18 protein-coding genes are annotated in these 19,264 nt (G+C 62.5%); 4 read left to right on the top strand and 14 right to left on the bottom strand.

What is annotated here, in order from left to right; translation table 11 throughout:
* Positions 1-354 precede the first annotated feature (354 nt).
* Positions 355-840, top strand: a complete 486-nt coding sequence (locus tag AC0L2C_RS17285) for a L,D-transpeptidase (protein ID WP_287238309.1) — start codon at positions 355-357, stop codon at positions 838-840.
* 67 nt (positions 841-907) lie between these two features.
* On the opposite strand, the gene AC0L2C_RS17280 is transcribed toward AC0L2C_RS17285, so the two are convergent.
* Together AC0L2C_RS17280 and AC0L2C_RS17275 are read right to left on the bottom strand one after the other, a co-directional pair.
* Positions 908-3,991 carry an efflux RND transporter permease subunit gene (locus AC0L2C_RS17280; RefSeq protein ID WP_473523972.1) on the bottom strand — a complete coding sequence of 1,028 codons (3,084 nt, stop codon included), beginning with the start codon at positions 3,989-3,991 and terminating at the stop codon, positions 908-910.
* On the bottom strand, positions 3,988-5,253 hold the full coding sequence (locus AC0L2C_RS17275; RefSeq protein WP_441338799.1) for an efflux RND transporter periplasmic adaptor subunit: 1,266 nt from the start codon (positions 5,251-5,253) through the stop codon (positions 3,988-3,990). Before AC0L2C_RS17275 ends, AC0L2C_RS17280 begins: the two co-directional genes overlap by 4 nt.
* Positions 5,254-5,404: 151 nt before the next feature.
* Here AC0L2C_RS17275 and AC0L2C_RS17270 point away from each other — a divergent pair, with 151 nt between their 5' ends.
* Complete coding sequence (locus tag AC0L2C_RS17270; protein ID WP_128175426.1) at positions 5,405-5,941, top strand: TetR/AcrR family transcriptional regulator; 537 nt, start codon at positions 5,405-5,407, stop codon at positions 5,939-5,941.
* 139 nt (positions 5,942-6,080) lie between these two features.
* Complete coding sequence (locus AC0L2C_RS17265) at positions 6,081-6,350, top strand: hypothetical protein (protein ID WP_128168768.1); 270 nt, start codon at positions 6,081-6,083, stop codon at positions 6,348-6,350.
* 284 nt (positions 6,351-6,634) lie between these two features.
* On the opposite strand, the gene AC0L2C_RS17260 is transcribed toward AC0L2C_RS17265, so the two are convergent.
* From AC0L2C_RS17260 to AC0L2C_RS17205, 12 genes are all read right to left on the bottom strand, one after another.
* Complete coding sequence (locus AC0L2C_RS17260; protein ID WP_023797138.1) at positions 6,635-7,600, bottom strand: ROK family protein; 966 nt, start codon at positions 7,598-7,600, stop codon at positions 6,635-6,637.
* Positions 7,600-8,322, bottom strand: coding sequence for a ribulose-phosphate 3-epimerase (locus AC0L2C_RS17255; RefSeq protein WP_473523971.1), 723 nt, complete (start codon positions 8,320-8,322; stop codon positions 7,600-7,602). Before AC0L2C_RS17255 ends, AC0L2C_RS17260 begins: the two co-directional genes overlap by 1 nt.
* Positions 8,319-9,152 (bottom strand): alpha/beta fold hydrolase, encoded by an 834-nt coding sequence (locus tag AC0L2C_RS17250; protein ID WP_473523970.1) that lies wholly within the window; start codon positions 9,150-9,152, stop codon positions 8,319-8,321. The genes AC0L2C_RS17255 and AC0L2C_RS17250 overlap by 4 nt, the downstream gene beginning before the upstream one ends.
* Complete coding sequence (locus tag AC0L2C_RS17245) at positions 9,152-9,970, bottom strand: sugar phosphate isomerase/epimerase family protein (protein ID WP_287176987.1); 819 nt, start codon at positions 9,968-9,970, stop codon at positions 9,152-9,154. The genes AC0L2C_RS17250 and AC0L2C_RS17245 overlap by 1 nt, the downstream gene beginning before the upstream one ends.
* The gene (locus AC0L2C_RS17240; protein ID WP_473523969.1) at positions 9,970-11,046 is read right to left on the bottom strand and encodes a Gfo/Idh/MocA family protein; all 1,077 of its coding nucleotides are present in this window, start codon (positions 11,044-11,046) and stop codon (positions 9,970-9,972) included. Before AC0L2C_RS17240 ends, AC0L2C_RS17245 begins: the two co-directional genes overlap by 1 nt.
* Positions 11,047-11,056: 10 nt before the next feature.
* Complete coding sequence (locus AC0L2C_RS17235; protein WP_473523968.1) at positions 11,057-11,872, bottom strand: sugar phosphate isomerase/epimerase family protein; 816 nt, start codon at positions 11,870-11,872, stop codon at positions 11,057-11,059.
* Between the two features lie 190 nt (positions 11,873-12,062).
* Positions 12,063-12,905, bottom strand: coding sequence for a carbohydrate ABC transporter permease (locus AC0L2C_RS17230; RefSeq protein ID WP_023797144.1), 843 nt, complete (start codon positions 12,903-12,905; stop codon positions 12,063-12,065).
* A 5-nt stretch (positions 12,906-12,910) separates the two neighbouring features.
* Positions 12,911-13,807, bottom strand: coding sequence for a carbohydrate ABC transporter permease (locus AC0L2C_RS17225; RefSeq protein ID WP_027153440.1), 897 nt, complete (start codon positions 13,805-13,807; stop codon positions 12,911-12,913).
* Between the two features lie 139 nt (positions 13,808-13,946).
* Positions 13,947-15,194, bottom strand: coding sequence for an ABC transporter substrate-binding protein (locus AC0L2C_RS17220; protein ID WP_023797146.1), 1,248 nt, complete (start codon positions 15,192-15,194; stop codon positions 13,947-13,949).
* A 114-nt stretch (positions 15,195-15,308) separates the two neighbouring features.
* Complete coding sequence (locus AC0L2C_RS17215; protein WP_023797147.1) at positions 15,309-16,454, bottom strand: ABC transporter ATP-binding protein; 1,146 nt, start codon at positions 16,452-16,454, stop codon at positions 15,309-15,311.
* 90 nt (positions 16,455-16,544) lie between these two features.
* The gene (locus AC0L2C_RS17210) at positions 16,545-17,495 is read right to left on the bottom strand and encodes a PfkB family carbohydrate kinase (RefSeq protein WP_473523967.1); all 951 of its coding nucleotides are present in this window, start codon (positions 17,493-17,495) and stop codon (positions 16,545-16,547) included.
* A 3-nt stretch (positions 17,496-17,498) separates the two neighbouring features.
* On the bottom strand, positions 17,499-18,299 hold the full coding sequence (locus AC0L2C_RS17205) for an aldolase (RefSeq protein ID WP_473524017.1): 801 nt from the start codon (positions 18,297-18,299) through the stop codon (positions 17,499-17,501).
* Positions 18,300-18,457: 158 nt separating this feature from the next.
* On the opposite strand from AC0L2C_RS17205, the gene AC0L2C_RS17200 reads away from it, so the two are divergent.
* Positions 18,458-19,219 (top strand): DeoR/GlpR family DNA-binding transcription regulator, encoded by a 762-nt coding sequence (locus AC0L2C_RS17200; protein WP_023797150.1) that lies wholly within the window; start codon positions 18,458-18,460, stop codon positions 19,217-19,219.
* The last annotated feature ends 45 nt before the right edge of the window (positions 19,220-19,264 follow it).

Raw genomic sequence — 19,264 nt, 5'->3', positions numbered from 1 at the left:
GGCTGTTTTCGTTGGGTCAACTCTGCGGGCGGCCTGTATCCAGATCATGCCGCACGAGTCCGCGCTTTGTTGCCGATTGGTTTCGAGCCAGGTCAAATTTCTTTCATGTGAGGCAATACCGCACTTTCCCCGGGAGACGGCAGTACCTTTTCGCGGGTCCGAGCTCGACCAGGCAAACCGTCCTGTCCTTGGTTTCACCCCTGCAAATGCCTCGGATGGGCCTCCGGCCGTTAACCAGAGGAACAGTTTCGAAACAGAAACGTCGGCCGTGCGAAATCAATTCGAAACGTGACCCAACGACAAGCCCAGTCATCGAATTGGAGCCGGGCCATGCCCGGCAGACAGGGGGATATCATGTACACTGCCATTTCCGACAAGCTCATCAACATCGCCGCCGCCGTCACCGCGGGCACGGTTCTTCTGTTCGGCGCCGGCAACGGCGTTGCCGATGCTGCCAATCGGGCCGCCAATCGGGCGGCCAATCAGATCGTGGCGCGGATTTCGCTTTCGCAGCAGACGATGGAAGTCCTCGTCGACGGCCGGCCGACCTTCGCGTGGAAAGTCTCGACCGGCGGTAGGGGGCATCTCACCCCAACCGGGTCGTTCAAGCCGACCCGCATGCACCAGATGTGGTATTCGAGGAAATATGACAACGCGCCGATGCCGCATTCGGTCTTCTTCAAGGGTGGCTACGCCGTGCATGCGACCAATTTCGTCAGGCGCCTCGGCCAGCCGGCCTCGCATGGCTGCGTGCGGCTGCATCCGGACAACGCTGCCGACTTCTACCAGCTTGTCGAGATTTTCGGTCCGACCAACACCAGGATCGTCATCGTCAAATAGATAAAGAAGGCGATTCGGACATCACTGCCCAAGAAAAAAGGCCGGAAGTTTCCGGCCTTTTTGTCAATCAATCAACCGGCACCGGCATCAGCTTCGGGTCCGGCTTCTCGGCGTGATGCGGCAGGTCCTTGCTGGCGATGAAGGTGTAGAACATCGGCACCACGAACAGGGTGAACATGGTTCCCACCAGAATGCCGGTGAAGATCACCAGGCCCATCGAATAGCGCGCTGCGGCGCCAGCGCCGCTGGAAATGATCAGCGGCACCACGCCGAGCGCCATCGCCGCCGTCGTCATCAGGATCGGTCTTAGCCGCACCCTGGCCGAGGCGACGATCGCATCGCGCCGCCGCATCCCGTGGAGCTCGCGCTGCTGGTTGGCGAATTCGACCAGAAGAATGCCGTGTTTGGTGATCAGGCCGATCAGCGTGATCAGCCCGACCTGCGTGTAGATGTTGAGCGTTCCCAGCCCCAGATTGAGCGGCACGATTGCGCCGAAGATCGACAGCGGCACCGACATCATGATGATCAACGGATCGCGGAAGCTTTCGAACTGCGCCGCCAGCACCAGATAGATGACGAGAACAGCTGCCGCGAAGGCGATGATGATCGTGTAGCCCTGTTCCTTCTCCTGTCGCGACTGGCCGGTATAGTCGATGAAGAACGTGTCGGGCAGGCTTTCTCTGGCGATGTCCTCGATGGTCCTCAGCCCGTCGCCGGTGGTCAGCGTGGGCAATGGCAGAGCGGAAATCGTCGCGGAGTTCAACTGGTTGAACTGCTCGATCACGGCCGGCGAGGCGTTGGTCGAGATCTTCACCACCGCCGAGAGCGGCACCATCTCGCCCGACGCGCTGCGCACGAAATACTCGGCCAGCTTTTCAGGGTTGTCGCGGAAGTTCTGCGGCACCTGCGGAATGATGTCGTAGCTGTTGGACTCGCGGTCGAATTGCGCCACCTCGGCCCCACCGACCAAAAGGGTCAGCGTCCGGCCGATGTCGGCGATCGGCAGGTTGAGCGCCGCGGCGCGGTCGCGGTCGATCGTCACCGTCACTTGCGGCGCATCGAAGGACATCGAATTCTGCACGGCGAGGAAGCGACCGGAGGCCTGCGCCTTGTTCTTGATGTCCTCGGCCGCCTCGAACACCTGGGAGGCATCGCCGGTCGAGCGCACCACCATGGTGACCGGCAGGCCGCCGCCGGAGCCGGGCAGCGTCGGTGGGGCGAAGACGAAAGCCTCGACGCCCGCCACCTTGGTAAGGCGGGCGGTGATGTCTTCCTGAAGCTCCTTCGAGCTGCGCTCGCGCTCGGCCCAGTCCTTGAATGCGAAGCCGACGAAGGCGCTGTTCGTCGGGCCCTGAAAGGCGACGGCGGAGAACCGCGCCCTGGTTTCGGGAATATCATTCATCAGCCCGAGAATCTGGTTCACATAGGTCTCGGTGTAGTCCGACGTCGCGTAGCGCGGCGCGTTCACAAGAGACAGCAAGAAGCCCTGGTCTTCTTCCGGCGCCAGTTCGCCGGCGGTCTTGGTGAACATGAAGCCGGTAGTGGCGACCAGTGCGATGACGATCATCAACGTCACCGGACGATATTTTAGCGAGCCGCTGACCAGCCGCTCATAGACGTTTTCGACGCGCCTGAACGTGTTGTCGACAATGCGCTGGAAGCGGCTGTGCGAGCCGGCCCGCAGGATGCGTGCCGACATCATCGGCGTGACGGTGAGGGCGACGACACCCGAAAGCACCACTGAGCCGGCAAGCGTCACCGCGAATTCGCGAAACAGTGCGCCGGTCAGGCCGCCGGTGAAGGCCAGCGGCGCGAACACGGCGGCCAGCGTTATCGTCATGGCGATGACGGCGGACGAGATCTCCCGCATGCCGTTGAAGGCCGCCTGCATCGGCGACAAACCGTCTTCCTCCATGTGGCGGTGGATGTTTTCCACCACCACGATGGCATCGTCGACGACGAGGCCGATCGCCAGCACCATGGCCAGCAACGACAAGAGATTGATCGAATAGCCCAGCGTAAACAACAGGAAGCAGACGCCGATCAGCGACAGCGGAATGGTCACGATCGGCATCAGCACCGAGCGGAACGAGCCGAGGAAGAGCAGGATGACGACGATGACGATGGCGACCGCTTCGCCGATGGTCTTGAACACCTCCTCGATCGAAGCGCTGATCTGCTCGGTCGAATCGTACACGATCTCGATCGTCATGCCTTGCGGCAGCGTCTCCTGGATCGTCGGCACGATTTCCTGGATCGCCTCCGCTGTCGTCAGCGGATTGGCGGCCGGCGTCGGGAAGATGGCGAGAAAGATGCCGGGCTTGCCGTTGAAAGTAACCCTGGTGTCGGTGTTCGCCGCGGCGAGCTCGACGCGCGCCACGTCGCGCAGCCTCACCACATTGCCGTCTGTGGAACGAAGCGGAAGAGCGGCGAAAGCCTCCGGCGTCTGCAGCGTCGAGCGGACGGTGATCGAGGAGGCGACGTACTCGTTTTCGGTATTGCCGGGTGCTGAGAGGAAATTCGATGCGTTGATGGCGGTCAGCACGTCCGACGCCGTCACGCCGCGCGCCGCCAGTTTGATCGGGTCGATCCAGACGCGCATCGAATATTCGGCGGCCCCGAAAATCTGCACGTCGGCGACACCCTCGACCGTCGACATGCGCGGCCGCACGACGCGCTCGATATATTCGGTGAGCTGTTCCGGCGTCATGTTCGGATTCTGCATCGAGATATACATCATCGCGAACTGCTCGCCGGTGCCCTTGACGATCACCGGGTCTTCGGACTCGTCCGGCAGGTCGCCGCGCACGCTTTGTACCTTCGACAAGACTTCGTTCAGCGCGACGTCGGGGTTGGACCCGAGTTTCATCTGCACCGTCACGGTGCTTGAGGACGGCCGGCTCGCCGACGTGACGTAATCGATGTTTTCGGTCGAGGCGACGGCACGGGCGATCGGCGCGGAAATGAACCCCTGGATCAGGTCGGCGCTGGCGCCGGGATAGGCTGTGGTGATCGTGATGGCCGTTTCTTCGACCTCCGGATACTGCCGGATCGAGAGGCTGAAGATGCCCTGGAAACCCAGAAGCAGGATCATCAAGGCGAGCACGGTCGAAAGGACCGGACGGCGAATGAAGATGTCGGAGAAGCTCATTTCTGGGCTGCCTGCTGGTTTGCCGGCTTGGTCGGATCGATGGTGTTGTCGACGGCAACGGACATGCCGTTGGAAAGGCGGTTCTGGCCGGCGGTAACGACTTCGTCGCCGGGCGCGATGCCATCCAGGATCTCAACCAGGCCGGCATTACGGCGGCCTGGCTTGACGAACACCTGGGCAAGCACGAGCTGCGGTTTCTGTTCTTCCGCCGTCGGTTCGGCCGGCGCAGCAGCCGATTGTTCCTCGGGTTTTGCCGCGGGCGCTTCAGTCGCGGGCTTCGCACTATCCGTGGTCGGCTTTTCTTCCGCGTTGGCCGCGGCGGCAGGGGCGGCGCCATTGGCTGCGGCTGGCTTCGCTGGACGCACCACAAAGACGAAGTCACCGTAGAGGCTGGAGGTCAGCGCGGTCTGCGGCACCGTCAGCACGTTGTTTTCCTCGGGCAGTTCGACGCGCACCTGCACGAACTGGCCAGGGGTCAGCTTGCCTTCGGGGTTGGCGACCTCGGCCCTGACCGTCACCAGCCGGCTGGTCGGATCGATCTTCGGGTCGATACCGCGGATGGTGCCGGCGAACGGCAGCTCGCCGTCACCAATGCCCAGCCGCACCGTCTGGCCGATCTTCAGCAGCGGAAGCTGCTGTTCGGGAACCGAGAAATCGGCCCGCATCGTCTCCAGATCCTGCAGGGTCGCTACGGAAGTGCCGGGTGAGAGATACTGGCCGAGGTCGATCCTGGGGATACCGACGGTGCCGCCGAAGGGCGCTGTCAGCAGCTTCTGCTTGAGCACCGCCTGCAGCCTGTTGACCCGCGAAGCGGAAGCCAATGCGGCTGCCCGCGCCGTATCGAGCGTCGATTCCGAGCCGACATCGCGTTTCTGCAATTCAAGGGCGCGTGTCAACGCCGTCTGGTCGAGCGCTGCTTGCGCCTTCGTCGCATCGAGATCGGCGCGTTCGGCGGCATCGTCGAGCTGAAGGAGACTCGCGTTGGCTTCAACCTTCTGATTGGCGTGAAAAAGGATGTCCTTGACGATGCCGGCGGTTTCGACGGTCAGGTCGACTCCGCGGACCGCGCTGACAGTGCCGATCGCCTCGACGCCCGGCGTCCACTCCGTCGGCTTGACGATTGTCGTCGACACGGTCGCGGCCGGCGGTTTCATCGTGGCGAAGAACTGCTGCATTGCATTGTCGCGGAACAAATTGAAGCCGACGATGCCGCCGCAGACCAGCACGAGCAGAATGAAGGCAATGATAAAACGCTTGATCACGAACAGTCCCCTTGGCCATGGCCCGGCACAACAGTCGGATGACCCAAACACATATCTGTGACTGGTCCCGATATCAAATGACGGCGACCTTACTGTACCGTCTGGACGGTCTTGTCAATTCCGCGTAGGCTAATGTATGGGGGAACGATTGATGAAAGCCCGCAGAGCAAATTCGCGTGATAAAATTCTCGCCGCCGCCGCTGATGTGGCACGCGAGACTGGGCCCGGCAGCCTGTCGCTGGACGCCGTCGCCAGCCGGGCCGGGGTGTCAAAAGGCGGCTTGCTGTACAATTTCCCGACCAAGGCGAAACTGATGCAGGCGCTGGTTGAGGATTATCTGCGCGCCTTCGAGCAGGCGCTGGACGCCGCCCGCACTGCCGGCGTCAGCGGCGAGAGCCCGCTTGCGACCTACATCAAGCTTTCGGCCGAACATGCCGCGGAATCGAAACCGTCAGCTTCCTGGATATTTTCGGCGATCGCCGAGGACCCCGATTTCCTGACGCCGATAAAAGCGTTCAGGCGGCAGGTTTTCGAGCGGCTCAAGGGAGAGACGCCGGACCTCAAGGCGCTGTTGGTCTGCTACCTCGCCATCGAAGGACTTCGCAGCATGAATCTCTTCGATTCGGACGTTCTTTCGGTCGACGAACGCCGGTTGCTGATATCGTCCTTGCTGGAGATTGCGGGATAGAGTGCCGCGCAGCGCCGCAGGATAAACCTATTGTGACAGGTCATATGGTTGAGCTGGTCTGCCAGGGTGAGGGAACTTTTGTTCGCCTCGCGATTTTGGATGTATGGTGAGAAACCGAACGGCCGGAAGGGGATTTCCGATGACAACAAAACGTTTTGCGATCCGCGCCCTCGTTTTCGCGATGGGCTGCAGCATGTCCGCCTCGGCCTTCGCTGGAGATCGCGACCAACGGGCTGATCCCGAGCGCTACGTTCCCGCCGAAGGCAACATCATCGACATTCTGTTCGGCGGCCCGCGCTATTATGACCGGCAGTTGATCACGACTGCCGCAGGAGCCTGCTCCTACCACAGGGTCGGACCCGACGCGAATGCGTTGAACAAGATCAACGATCACCATTGCGGGAAGTAGGCGGCAGGTTGCGCGCCCGCCAAGCTCAGTCGGGCGATGCAGCGGCGCAGAATGAAGACTGCAGCAATCCTTGGCGCCCCCCTCTGTCCTGCCGGACATCTCCCCCACTTGGGGGGAGATTGGCTGCTTCACCCGCAGCTTGATCCGTCCAGCGTCGGCGATTGGCGAAAGCGGCGATGACAGCCAATCTCCCCCCTTGTGGGGGAGATGTCCGGCAGGACAGAGGGGGGCGCTGTCCCGCCGGCATCTCAAGGGTTTTGCACCATGGCGCATTCGGCCACTGGTCAAGTAGATACGCCCGGTTCGCCTTCCCACAGGATCAGGCTGGCCGCGCCGATCAGTCCTGCGCGGTCGCCAAGCTGTGCCGGCACGATCGGCACATCCCGGTAGGCCGGCATCGCCCGCTGCTCGACGGTCGCCCTGATGGTTGGAGCCAACAGGTCGAAGCCATTGGCGAGGCCGCCGCCCATGACGATCAGGTCCGGCGAATAGAGGTGAAGCAGATTGGTGAAGCCGATGCCGAGCCACTTCGCCTCCGCCTCGATCAATTCGAGCGCGCTGATATCGCCGGCACGTGCGGCTTCGACGACGTGCCTGGCCGAAACGTTGCCGTCAGCCGAAAGGCGCCTGAGCCGGGAGCCGTCGCCCGGCGTTGTCAGCGCTGTGGCACGCCGCCCGAGCGCGGTTCCGGAGGCGACCGCCTCGAAACAGCCGACGGCGCCGCAGAAGCAGCGGTCGCCCTCGCCGGTGATGGTCATGTGGCCGATCTCGGCCGCCAGCCCGCGCCGGCCGTGATAGATGTGGCCGTCGGCAACGACCCCGCCGCCGATGCCGGTCGACACGGTGACGAACACCAGGGAGCCGCTGCCCCGGCCGGCGCCGAAGCGCCATTCGCCAAGGGCGGCCGCGTTGGCGTCGTTTTCCAGCCGCACCGGCAGGCCGAAATGCTTGCCGAGGATGTCGATCAACGGCACGTCGTGCCAGCCGGCCAGCGTCGGCGGCGCGATCACGATGCCGGCCTTGGGGTCGAGCGGTCCCGGCGCGCCGATGCCGATGCCGGCGACATCCGCCTGTGGGCGCTGTGCCAGAAGCGCCCCGGCCAGTGCAATGATCTGGCCGATCACCGCATCCGATCCCGCTATCGCCATCGTCGGCGCCGAAACCTGCGCGACAATGCGGCCGCCGCTCTCGACCAGCGCGCCGCGCAGCTCCGTTCCGCCGAGATCGAAGGCGAGGGCCAGTCTTGTCATCAGGCGGCGACCTTCAGTCCACTCAGCCAGGCCATGCGCTGCGCGAGGTCAGGGTCGCCGAATGCCAGCGATCCGAGCACCACCGTCTCGGCCCCGGCGGCGCGCAGGCGCGGCACCGTCTCGTGGCGGATGCCGCCGTCGGCAGCCAGGATGATATCGGTTTCGCGACCGGCTTTTCTCATCAGTGCGCGCGCTTCGACCAAACGTGGGCAGGCCTGCTCGGAAAGGCTCTGGCCCTTGACGCCGATGGATGTGCCGAGAAGCGTCACAAACGCCACTTGCGACAGGAAAGGCGTGACCGCGGCCACCGGCGTTTCCAGCCTGAGCACCACGCCGGCCTCGGCGCCGAGCGCATGCGCCAGCCGCACGGCGCGCAGGCCGGCTTCGCCGTTTTCGGCGTGGACACTGACCAGGTCGGCACCGGCCTCGATGAACTGGCGCGTTTGCTCCTCGACGATCTCGGCTTCGACCATCAGGTGAACATGGATCGGTTTTGCCGTCAGCCCGGCGATCCGCGCTACCAGATCCGGGAAGAACAGGAAGCCGGGGGTGAAGCGGGCGTCTGCGACGTCGATGTGGTGGAGGTCGACATGAGATTCTATGCGCTCGAGGTCGCGCTCCATATTGGCAAGGTCGGCCGACCACAGCGAAAACTCGCCGAGCAGCCGGTTGCGCGGCAGGGCGGCGATGGCAGCGGGGCCGGACAGGGATTTGGTCGTCATGACGGAACGAGGCTCCGGAAGTTCGAGTAGGCCTGAAGGAAGGTCGTGATCTCAGCCTGCAGCTCGGCGAAATGCCTGACGCTGTCGAGCGCCTTGGAATGGATTTCGGCAAAGGTCGCGCCGGGAATGGCTGCGGCGAGCATATGGGCCGCCGAGAGCGGATGCACCGCATCCATGGCACTGCCGATGACCAGCGTGGCAATGCCAAGCACGGCGGCGTCACTCGCCGAAACGCCCGGACCGTCGGCGGCAATGTCGGCGAGGACCTGCGCGAATGGCGCGGCGTCCGGCCGGTCGAAATAGCCGATCAGCGAGGCAAGGTTGTCGGGTGCTTCACGCTGCAGGCGCGCGGCGGTTTCCGATTGCGCGAAGATCGACCTCGCCTTGTCGGGGCCGTGGTCCAGGATAAGCCTGGCAACCTCGGCGATCGGCAGTAGGTTCACCGGCGCGTCGTCGAAAATCCAGGCCGGCCGCACCAGGAGAAGACCCGCGACGCGGTCCGGACGACGGCAGGCCAGGCGCATGGCGATCGCCGCGCCCATGGAAATGCCGCCGGCGACGAAACGATCGAGGCCGGCCTGATCGGCGGCGGCAACAACATCGTCCGCGAATATCTCCAGGGAAAACGGCCGGCGGCTGCCCAGTCCGGACGCGCCGTGCCCGCGGCATTCCAGCGTGATGCGCCGCAAGCCCGGCCCGGAAGGGAAGGCCTGGGCGACCTGCGCGTCGCCACCGCCCAGCCCATGCTGAAAGATGACCGCAATGCCGTCGCCACTATCGGAAATCCGAAGCTTGGCGTCATCGCGAAGCAGCGTGGCCAGGCGCGCCATCACACCAGCCCTTTGAGGAAGCGGGCAACGCTGGGTGCCTCTTCGGCCGAGAGGCCATGCGTGACCAGCGGCCCATCAAAGCCCGATGCTTTCAGCCTGGCGACGAAATCCGCAAAGTCGACGACACCCCGGCCGGCCGTCGTGAAGCGGCCGTCAGCGAAACGGTCCTTGGCATGCGCCATGGCGACGTGGCCCGCAGTGCGTTCGACGGCGGCGGCGACGATGGCGCGTGCTTCGGCCGAGCTCGCCTGCTCGAACAGGTTGGCCGGATCGAGCACGATGCGCAGCCGTGTCGACCCCATCTCGGCGATGAGGCGCATCGCGTCCGACGCCGAGGTGACGATGTTGGCCTGTTCGGGCTCGATGCCGAGATCGACGCCGTGGCGCTCCGCGAGCTGCAACGCCTTTTCCATCTCGCTCGCCATGTCGTCCCATGCCGAGGGCTCGGTATTGTCGGGATGATATGCCCACTGATCGTCCGCGTTGCGCGTTCCCGTGCACAAGGTGACCAGCGGAACGGAAAGGTCTGCCGCGGTCTTGATGACCACGCCAAGCCGACGCAGGCCGTCGTCGCGCACAGCTTTGGCGGGATGGGCCATGTTGTAGGTTCCCGAGAGCGCTGCAAGGACGACACCGCAAGCATTCGATGCGGCCGCGATGGCATCAATGGCGTCTTTTTGCACCGCATCCGGCATTGACGGCAGCCCGGCGCAGGCAAGGTTGAACTGGGTGACGGCAAATCCCGCGTCGCGGACCGCTGCCAGCACGCCAGCCGGCTCGCTGCCGGGGAAGGTCTTGGCGAACACCCCGATCTGCATCAGACCGCTCCCGTTACGGAAGCGATCTCGACGCGATCACCGGTTTCGACCGAACGGGCGATCGCCACCATGGCGCGGATCGAGGCAAGGCCGTCCTCGACGTTGGCGCCGCGCATCGGCTTGCCGTCAAGGATTGTCTCGGCGAGGCCTTCGAGCTGGCGCCTGAAGAAATGCCCGTCGGCGCCGAGCGGCCTTCGCGACGTTGCATCCTTCTCGTGAAAGATATCGACCTCACTCGCCCGGAAATACCAGGGATTGAAGGTCTTCGCGATCACCGAGCCGTGTTCGCCATAGAGCTGAAAACCCTCGTGCCAGTCCATGCGGACAGCCACGGTGAGGTCGAGATGGCCAAGCGCGCCATTGGCGAACTCGGTTTCGACGAACCAGCAATAGGCGCCGAAACGTTGGTTGAGGCGGGCGCGCACGGCAATGATCTCGCCGCCCAAGAAGCGCGCGGTGTCGACAAGGTGCGAGCCGTGCGCGAGCATGAAATACTGCCTGAGATCGGCCTTCGGACTGCCGCCCGGCTTGCGCGCCAGCTTGCTGGTGACCGGCAGCGGCTGGACCGCGTCGGTGTTGGTGTAGCGATGCGTGGAATCGCAATACCAGGCTTTTAGCGCCAGGATCTCGCCGATCTCATCGCGGACGAAATCGCGCGCCGCTTCCAGTGCCGGGTCGAAGCGCTTCATATGGCCGACCTGCAGCACCTTGCCGGAGCGCCGGACCGCATCGGCGAGCATCTCGCCTTCCTCAACCGAGACGCCGATCGGCTTTTCACACAGCACGTGCTTGCCGGCCTCTAGCGCCTTGATCGACATCGGCACGTGATAGGCGTCGGAGGTCGCCACGATCACCGCTTCCAGTTGCGGGTCGGCCAGCATCTCATCGTAATCGCCATAGACTTTTTCGGGTTCATAGGTCGCGGCCATGCGCGCCAGAAGATCGGGGGCGGCATCGCAGATCGCATAGAGATCGGCGTTGCCGGCCTTCACGCAGGATTCGAGATGGGCGAATTGGGCGATCGGCCCGCAGCCGAGCACGCCGACACGAAGGCGACGGTCTTGCTTCCGGATCATGGTCTCTTCCTCACGCGCCGTAGCCGCGCATCGTCTGGCGGTTGGTCTTGACCGCGGCGGCCGGATCGCCGGCGGCGGTCTCGGATTCCTCTTCCAGCACCAGCCAGCCGTTGAAACGAGGTGCGGCGCTGGCGATATCGATCACCGCTTGGGTGTCGCAGACGCCCTTGCCGAGCATAGCCCAGGTGCCGCTGGCGTCGACGTCTTTCAGATGCACGTAGCGGATGCGGTCGCGGTAGGTGGTAAGCGTATCGATCATGTCTTGATGGCCGCGCAAGATGTGTCCGGTGTCGGGCACCCAGCCGACAAGCGCGGGATCGATCAGTGCGAAGATCCAGTCGTAGTCGGCACGGTCGAACAGCAGCGTGTTGTGGTGGGAGCTGGGATGGACAGCGATTTCGACGCCCGCCTTGCGTCCAAATTCGCCGGCCTTGTTGTAGAACTCGGCAGCAATAGGGAACTTGTCGTCGCGCGGGCCGTCGGACACGACGGTGGCCGAGCCCATCGAGACCAGCGCGCCTGGAAAGACAGCGGCAAAATCGATCCAGCGTTTCGCTGTCTCGAGGTCGGCGCCGATGCTCTCCTTCAGCGTAAAGCCGCTCTTCGAGCCGAAGGCGAAAGAAACAAGGGTGAGGCCGGCCGATCTCAGCGCCGTGGCGAATTCCGCCGGCCTGTCGGCATAGCGGCCGATCATCGTGTCGGTGATCTCGATGCCGGCATAACCGCCATCGGCGATCGCCTTGAGCAGATCGTCGGGACCACCGGTAAAACGCTCTCCGAGCATTTCCCAGGTGAAGGTCTGGCAACCGACTTTCAGGTCTTTCATGCTTTCATTCCTTGATGCCGCACTGCGTCAGCCCTTTGTTGATGTGGCGCTGGATGAACAGCACGAGCACGATTCAGCGGCGCTATGAAGACGCCCGAGGCCGCGGCGATATCGCCTGCCAGCAGAGAAGGTCCAATCCATCGAATTCGACGCGCGGCCTTCCCCATCGGTTCTCCGTGGGAGGGACATCCTACTTGACCGAGCCCGCGGTCATGCCGGCGAGGAAGAACCTCTGGGCAACGAGGTAGATGAGCAAGAGCGGTAGCGAGCCCAGCACGCTCATCGCCATCATCTGGTTCCATTCGAAGGCGTGCTGCCCCATCAAAAGTTGGATGCCGATCGGGACGGTGCGCATGGACGTTGACTTCGTCAGCGTCAGCGCAAAGAGAAATTCGTTCCAGCACAACAGGAAGGTGTAGACCGACGTCGCCACGATACCAGGCAGTGAAATCGGGACGATCACCCGCCAGAGTGCGGTCCAGCTGGTGCCGCCGTCGACAGCCACCGCTTCATCGAGATCGCGGGGCAAGGTGTTCAGATATCCCGTCATCAGCAGGATCGCGTAGGGCAGCGTAAACACCAGGTAAGTCAGGATCAGTGCGACGTAGGTGTCGAAGATGCCATACGAGACGACAAGCCCGAAGAAGGGGATCAAAAGCGTGATCGGCGGAATCGTCTGCGTGCTGATTATGAGTGTGTTGAGGCTGCCCTTTCCGCGGAAATTGAAACGGCTGAACCCATAAGCCGCCAGCAAGGCGATCAGGACCGTCAGCACGGTCACCGCTCCGGCCACGAAGTAGCTGTTGAAGAAGAAGCGCAGCTTTACCGGGTCGCCAAGGATGGCCGCATACGCTTCCAGCGTGAAGGCCTTCGGCAGGACGGTCGGTGGCAGGGCAAAGATTTCGGTATTCGACTTGAACGAGCTGCTCAGCATCCAGTAGATCGGGAAGGCCGCGAAAAAGAGCCCTGCGGCAAGCGCGACATGGAGCGCGACGGTGATCAGTCTGTCTTTCGGTGTGTGCCTTTTCCTCATGGTGACTACCGAGCCTTTTGATAGCGGATGTAGAACAGCGTCAGGCCGAGAGAGATCAGCAGGATGACCACGGCGCTCGCCGACGCCTGCGACAGGTTGTAGCTCGAAAACGCCAGCTTGTACGTGTAGGTGCTGAGGACCTCGGTCGAGTAGATCGGACCGCCGCCCGTCGTTATCCAGATCAATGGAAAGACCTGCATGGTCCAGATGAAGTCGAGCAGCGAGATGCTGATGATGATCGGCATCAGCTGCGGGATGGTGATGAAGATCAGCTTCTGGTAGGCCTTCGCCCCGTCGATATCGGCGGCCTCGTAGAAATCCTTGGGAATGCCCTGCAAGCCTGCGAGCAAGCTGACCATGAAAAGCGGGTAGCCCGCCCAGATGTTGGCGAAGGTGACGGCGTGCAGCGCGGTCGCCGTCGAGGAAAACCACTCGACCTTGGAACCGATGATGCCCATCTGCATGAGAACGCTGTTCACGACACCGTTCGGCTCGAGCAGGAGGCGCCAGATCACGGCGATAATCACCGCGGTGAACAGCCAAGGCAATATGTAGAGCACGCGCAGAATGTTGCGCAGCGTCGGATTGATGCGGTCGCTGTTCAGCATGAGTGCGAAGACCATGCCGATGGTCATATGGAAGATGACACTCATGCAGGTGAAGTAGAGCGTGTGCCACAGCGAGGCCCAGAACACCGGATCGGCAAAGATCGCGTGGTAGTGTTTCAGTCCGGCAAAGGATGGGTCGCGACGCAGCACCGCGCTGTTCTGGAACGAATAGCCAATCACCGTCACCATCGGCAGTAGCATCAGAAGGCCGATGATGAGGAGCGAGGGTGACAGATAGAGATAGGGTGCGACCGCTCGTTTCAGTCGATGGTGGGAGCGCTTCTGCCGAGTCATGTGCCACCCTTGGGATGTGCCTTCAAGAGGAAGGTGCGCTTCGGAAAGAGGTCCATCTCAAATTGCCGATCCGTTGTTGACGGGTGGCCTGCCCTAAGTCAGGCTACCCGGTGGAAGATAGCAACGGGGAACAGGTCGCTCAGAATTTCGCCATCCAGCCCTTTTGAGCGTTGGCTGCGGCTTCTTCCGGAGACTGCTCGCCGGCGAGCATCTTCTGGGCTTCCACGTCGAACTGGGTCATCAGGTCTTCAGCCACCGGCAGACCCGTGAACTCGTTGGCGAGATAGCCGGTCTTGAAGATTTCGAAAGCCTTGGCGAAAGCCTTGTCCGAGGTCACGAAATCGGGCTTGGCATTGACGTTGCCCGGGAAGGCGTTTGCAAGCGTCACGAGCTTGGCGTTCACCTTTTCACTCATCAGATATTGGACGAGCTTCCAGGCTTCCTCCTGATGTTTTGAGGCCGCAGAGATGCCGATGCCCCAGGAGGCGTAGGGAAGGCCGCGCTTGCCGTTGTAATTCTCCACGACCGGGACGGGGATGAGGTCGAAGTTCAGCTTGGGATTGCGTTTGCGAATGAGGTTCACATGCGCGAGCGAGTCGATCATCATTCCGACCCGATCGTTCACGAATTCCTCGACCTTTTCCTGCTCGGTCTTGGTGGCAATGCCGGGCGAAATGACGCCGGCGTCGTTCAGCGATTTGACGAAGGTGAGCATATCGACGACCGGCTTGCCCTCGAGAGCCGGCTTGCCGTCAGCCATCATCGACTGACCCGAGGCCCAGACCCACGACATCAGGTCGTTCTGGACACCGGACGGCGTTTGCAGCGACAAGGGCAGCACCCAGCCATACTGGTTCTTGTCGGCATGGGTCATCTTCTTGGCGGCTTCGAGAAACTCCGCGCGGGTCGACGGCAGCTTGGTCACGCCTGCCTGGGCGGCGAGATCCATGTTCACGAAGACCGGATAGACGAACGAAGCCACGGGAAACATCACCGCCTTGCCGTCCACCTTGATGATATCCGCGACCTGGGTCTGGTCGAACTCGCTCGCATCCATCATCGGGTTCATGTCGGCCAGCGCATTCTGCGCGTTCAGATTGTTCACCCAGGCGCCGTCGAGACCGACGACGTCGCTAAGCGTTCCAGTTGCAGCACCAACCGAGATCTGGTCTCGCGTGGTCGCATAGGGGCCGCTGACCAGCGTCACCTTGATTCCGGGGTTTGCAGCCTCGAAGTCATTCATGATTGCCCTGAGCGAGCCGGCCGGCAATTCGGGCTCCCACCATTGGGTGAATTCCAGCGTCGTGTCCGCCATGGCGCCGGTTGCGCCAAGCAACCATGCGGCCGCGGCTATTTTCAGCATCGCGGGTTGTATCCGAAACATCATTTTCTCCTCCTTCTTTAAGATCGACCGCACAATGCGGACGATCGTCTGCTCTACTCAGAAGCCTTCTTGCGTTTCGCAGGCGCCTCGCTCTCGCCTGCGGTCTGCCGCAGATCTTCAGATCGCCAGATGCGTCTCGGGATCGAAGAAATGGAACTTGGCATCATCCAGGGCCAACCGGATTTCCGAGCCGGAGTGGACGGCGCTGATCGGCTCGAATCTCGCCACCGCGTTCGATGCCAGGCCAAAATCGTCCACCGCGTCCGGATCGCCGGAGTCCACCCGGACCGCGTCGATGTCCAGATGGACAATATGTTCGGATCCGAGTTCTTCGATCGAGGTCACCTTGGCCGGTATCGTCTGATACTTGCGACCGGATTCGAGGCTGCTGTCATAAAGATCCTCCGGTCGTATGCCGAACACGACCTTGCGCCCCGCAAACGACCTCAAGCCCGGCCTGCGCTCGAAGGCTGCCTCCTGCAGCCGGATGGCGAAGGTGCCGGACATCAGTTCGTCGCCCGTCAGGGTCGCCTCGAAAAGGTTCATCGAAGGAGAGCCGATGAAGCCGGCAACGAAGGCGTTCACCGGCGATTCATAGAGCCTCTTGGGTGTATCGACCTGCTGCAGCACGCCGCCTTTCAACACCGCGACCCTGTCCCCCATCGTCATTGCTTCGATTTGATCATGGGTCACGTATATGGTCGTTACGCCGAGCTGCTTTTGCAGACTGGTGATTTCGGCGCGCATTTGCACGCGCAGTTTCGCGTCCAGATTGGAAAGGGGTTCGTCCATGAGAAAGGCGGCCGGCTCGCGCACCATGGCGCGGCCCATGGCAACCCGTTGACGCTGTCCGCCTGAAAGGTTCGCGGGTTTGCTGTCCAGCAAAGACGTCAGCTGAAGGGTTTTGGCGATCTCGTCCACGCGCTTCTTGCGCTCGGCCTTCGGCTTGCCTGCCAGCCGCATCGAAAAGGCGATGTTTTCGAACACCGTCATATGCGGGTAGAGCGCGTAGCTTTGGAAGACCATCGCGATGTCGCGGTCCTTGGGCGGCATGTCGACGACGTCGACTCCGCCGATCCGAAGGCTGCCGCTGGTGATGTCCTCCAATCCCGCGATCATTCGCAACGCGGTGGATTTGCCGCAGCCGGACGGCCCGACTAGAATCAAGAACTCGCCGTCCTCGACCGATAGGTTCAATTGGTCGATTGCGCGAAAATTGTTACCGTAGGTTTTGCAGATATTCTCAAGAATGACTTCTGCCATATTCCTCCCTCCGCAAGTATAAGTCGCTGATTTTTATAGCCCTCCTCGGAGAATGTTCACCTGCGAAATATTTCATCGTATAGTTTCTAGCTATGTTCCAGTATTGACATGCGTTTTTTTCAGTTCGACTGCTGACGGCGCGTTCGTCGATACCAGGAGTTCCGTAACCTGGTCGTCGGTCGGAAGCGCCTCGCGCCCGCCACGGCCCGTTATCGAAAGGGCTGCCGCCGCGGCCGCGAATGCCACCCGGCCTGCGGTGCCGGCTCCGCGCGTCAACGCATGGGCATAGGCGCCATGAAAGCAGTCACCCGCGCCGGTCGAGTCGACGACCACAATCCTGTGCGGGGGCAGGTGCCAGAGACCTGTCTCTTCACGCCCGCGATAGTACACGCCCCTGCCACCGTCGGTCAGAACCACTGCGGACCGCGACGGCAACCACAATGTATCGAGCATCTCGGCGGGCGATCGGCACCCCGTGGCAGTCCGCGCAAAGCCGAGTGGAAGAATGAGATGGTCGCAGAGCGCGATCAGCCGCTCCGTGGCTGGGCCGCTGCTCCATTCGATATCGCCGAGGATCGCAAGGCCGAGATCGCGAGCCCGAGCCACGACATCCAGGGACCGGATCGCGTAGCTATCGACGATCAGGACGGTCGCGCGGCTGAGGATATCGTCCGGAAAATCCGGAGCGGTGCCCAGCATCGCATCGTCGTCATACGCGATGAACCGTTCCCCGTCCGAGCCGACGGTGATCCGCGAGCGCACCGGGCGCGCGTCGGGGTGGCGCGGCGCGAATGCGGTTTCAACACCGCTCGCAACGAGATCGCGCAGCACGGCGTCGTCCGCGGCACTGCCCAGCCATCCGGCGAACCCGGCGGTTCCGCCGAGTCGCACGACGGCGGCCAGCGCCGTCGCAACATTTCCCCCGAAAGCGCGGGCACTTTGCAGAACCTTCCCCTTGCCCGCCGACAACGGCTGATCGACGTAGACGATGTCGTCGATCGCAATAGCGCCGAAGCCGAGGATCGCGGGGACGGTGGGCATCGTTCAGGCACCCGCCTTCGCCAGGGCGTCTTGCGCCGAAAGGCCGTCATGGATGACGCCCCGAAAGGCAAGCGCTGCCTTCTCCGGATCGCCATGCCCCCAGAGATTGCGGCCTACCACGGCGCCGCGTGCGCCGGCACGGATGGCGTCCGCCGTCTGCTGAAGCGCGCCGAGCAGCGTATCGGTCTTTGGACCGCCCGCGATCACAACCGGCACCGGGCAGGTCCGGACGGTCTCTCGGAACGACTCGAAATCGCCCGTGTAGCCGATCTTGATCACGTCGACGCCGGACTCGTAGCCGATGCGCGCCGCATAGGCGATCTCGTCGGGGGCGAAGACGATTTTTGCTCCGTCGGTGAAATCGCGAGGGTAGATATGCGCCACCACAGGCATGCCGTAGCGGGCCGCTGCATTTACCGAATCGGTCAGCCAGCGTATGTATTTGCCCTCGGTCGCGCCGCGTACCGGAATGGCCACGGCCAACGCATCGGCCCCCGCGCGCACCGCATCCTCGGGCGTTGCGATCAACTCGCTGATGCGATCGTCCGGAGTGAAGCAGCCCGCCTGAATCACCAGGGAAGCTTTGCCCGCATATTGCGGCCACAGATGGCGCGCGGTGCCAGGCTGGATGCTGACGTAGTCGGGTTTGCCCACCATGACGCGTGCGAGCGCACCCGGCAGGTCGGCAAGGCCGCCTTTGCGCACGTCGCCATAGCCGACGAAGTGGTCGACCGCGCCGCCAAAAAGTTTCCCCGATGGATGCGAGAAGAGGCGCGCAAGACGCACCTTGGTTCCTAGGCTCATGAGTGCAAAATTCCCCAATCGTTTGATTTCAAAATCCTGGACCCAGTGTTTCCGAAAGAAACAAGAAATACAATCTTTCGAAAGCTTTCGAATTTGCATATTTTTGGTAAGCTGAGCCGAGGCCAGAGCGGTTGCTTGGCGCAGGGAAGGGCAGGGCAATGTTGTCGGAGCAGAGACGCCAATCGATCCTGGGTGAGGTGCAGCGCAGCGGACAGGTGCGCACGAAGGACCTGTCAGACGGGTTTGGCGTGTCGGAGGTCACGGTGCGTTCCGACCTCGAGATACTTGACCGCAAGGGACTACTGACCAAGACCCGTGGAGGGGCGGTGACCCGGACCACCGATTCGACTACGGCCGCGTTCGCCCGGCGGATGCAAACGAACCTCGACGCAAAGAAGCGCATCGCCCGGGCGGCGCTAGACCTGTTCGAGGACAACCAATCGGTCATCTTCGACGGCGGCTCGACATTGATGCAGGTTGCCATGCAGTTACCGCCGCTCAGCAATGTCGTGGTCGCGGCCACGGCCATGAATATCGTGCAGCATCTTATGCATCGTCCCGGGCTCGACGTTCATATGATCGGCGGCCGGGTCTATCCCGACACGGTGAGCACGCTGATCACCGATGCCGATACGGCTCTCGGCGGCTTGGTAGCGCATCAGGTCTTTGTTGGAGCGCATGCGATAGACTCGTCACTGGATGTGGTCGACGTGAACGAAGACATGGCGCGAACGAAGCGAAACCTCGTTCGCATGGCCCGGCGCGTTGTCCTCCTCGCCGATTCGAGCAAATGGGGCGTCAGCGGGACCTCCAAGGCATTTTCGCTGTCGGCCGTCGATGTGGTGATCACCGACGATGGCCTGCCCGGTCCAATACGCAGCCAGCTTGAGATGACCGGGGCCAAGGTGATCTATGCCTGAACCCATCTCGGTCCCTGACCGCGACGGAAAGATCCAATGCGCGCA

Source organism: Mesorhizobium sp. WSM4845 (genome assembly GCF_055811455.1).
The sequence above is the reverse complement of the archived record's forward strand: the minus strand, read 5'-3'. Positions and strand labels throughout refer to the sequence as shown.

Bases quoted from the DNA above. Each gene is read 5' to 3' on its own strand.
- AC0L2C_RS17285 (WP_287238309.1), top strand. From the start codon at position 355: ATGTACACTGCCATTTCCGACAAGCTCATCAACATCGCCGCCGCCGTC.
- AC0L2C_RS17280 (WP_473523972.1), bottom strand. From the start codon at position 3,991: ATGAGCTTCTCCGACATCTTCATTCGCCGTCCGGTCCTTTCGACCGTG.
- AC0L2C_RS17270 (WP_128175426.1), top strand. From the start codon at position 5,405: ATGAAAGCCCGCAGAGCAAATTCGCGTGATAAAATTCTCGCCGCCGCC.
- AC0L2C_RS17265 (WP_128168768.1), top strand. From the start codon at position 6,081: ATGACAACAAAACGTTTTGCGATCCGCGCCCTCGTTTTCGCGATGGGC.
- AC0L2C_RS17260 (WP_023797138.1), bottom strand. From the start codon at position 7,600: ATGACAAGACTGGCCCTCGCCTTCGATCTCGGCGGAACGGAGCTGCGC.
- AC0L2C_RS17255 (WP_473523971.1), bottom strand. From the start codon at position 8,322: ATGACGACCAAATCCCTGTCCGGCCCCGCTGCCATCGCCGCCCTGCCG.
- AC0L2C_RS17250 (WP_473523970.1), bottom strand. From the start codon at position 9,152: ATGGCGCGCCTGGCCACGCTGCTTCGCGATGACGCCAAGCTTCGGATT.
- AC0L2C_RS17245 (WP_287176987.1), bottom strand. From the start codon at position 9,970: ATGCAGATCGGGGTGTTCGCCAAGACCTTCCCCGGCAGCGAGCCGGCT.
- AC0L2C_RS17240 (WP_473523969.1), bottom strand. From the start codon at position 11,046: ATGATCCGGAAGCAAGACCGTCGCCTTCGTGTCGGCGTGCTCGGCTGC.
- AC0L2C_RS17235 (WP_473523968.1), bottom strand. From the start codon at position 11,872: ATGAAAGACCTGAAAGTCGGTTGCCAGACCTTCACCTGGGAAATGCTC.
- AC0L2C_RS17230 (WP_023797144.1), bottom strand. From the start codon at position 12,905: ATGAGGAAAAGGCACACACCGAAAGACAGACTGATCACCGTCGCGCTC.
- AC0L2C_RS17225 (WP_027153440.1), bottom strand. From the start codon at position 13,807: ATGACTCGGCAGAAGCGCTCCCACCATCGACTGAAACGAGCGGTCGCA.
- AC0L2C_RS17220 (WP_023797146.1), bottom strand. From the start codon at position 15,194: ATGATGTTTCGGATACAACCCGCGATGCTGAAAATAGCCGCGGCCGCA.
- AC0L2C_RS17215 (WP_023797147.1), bottom strand. From the start codon at position 16,454: ATGGCAGAAGTCATTCTTGAGAATATCTGCAAAACCTACGGTAACAAT.
- AC0L2C_RS17210 (WP_473523967.1), bottom strand. From the start codon at position 17,495: ATGCCCACCGTCCCCGCGATCCTCGGCTTCGGCGCTATTGCGATCGAC.
- AC0L2C_RS17205 (WP_473524017.1), bottom strand. From the start codon at position 18,299: ATGAGCCTAGGAACCAAGGTGCGTCTTGCGCGCCTCTTCTCGCATCCA.
- AC0L2C_RS17200 (WP_023797150.1), top strand. From the start codon at position 18,458: ATGTTGTCGGAGCAGAGACGCCAATCGATCCTGGGTGAGGTGCAGCGC.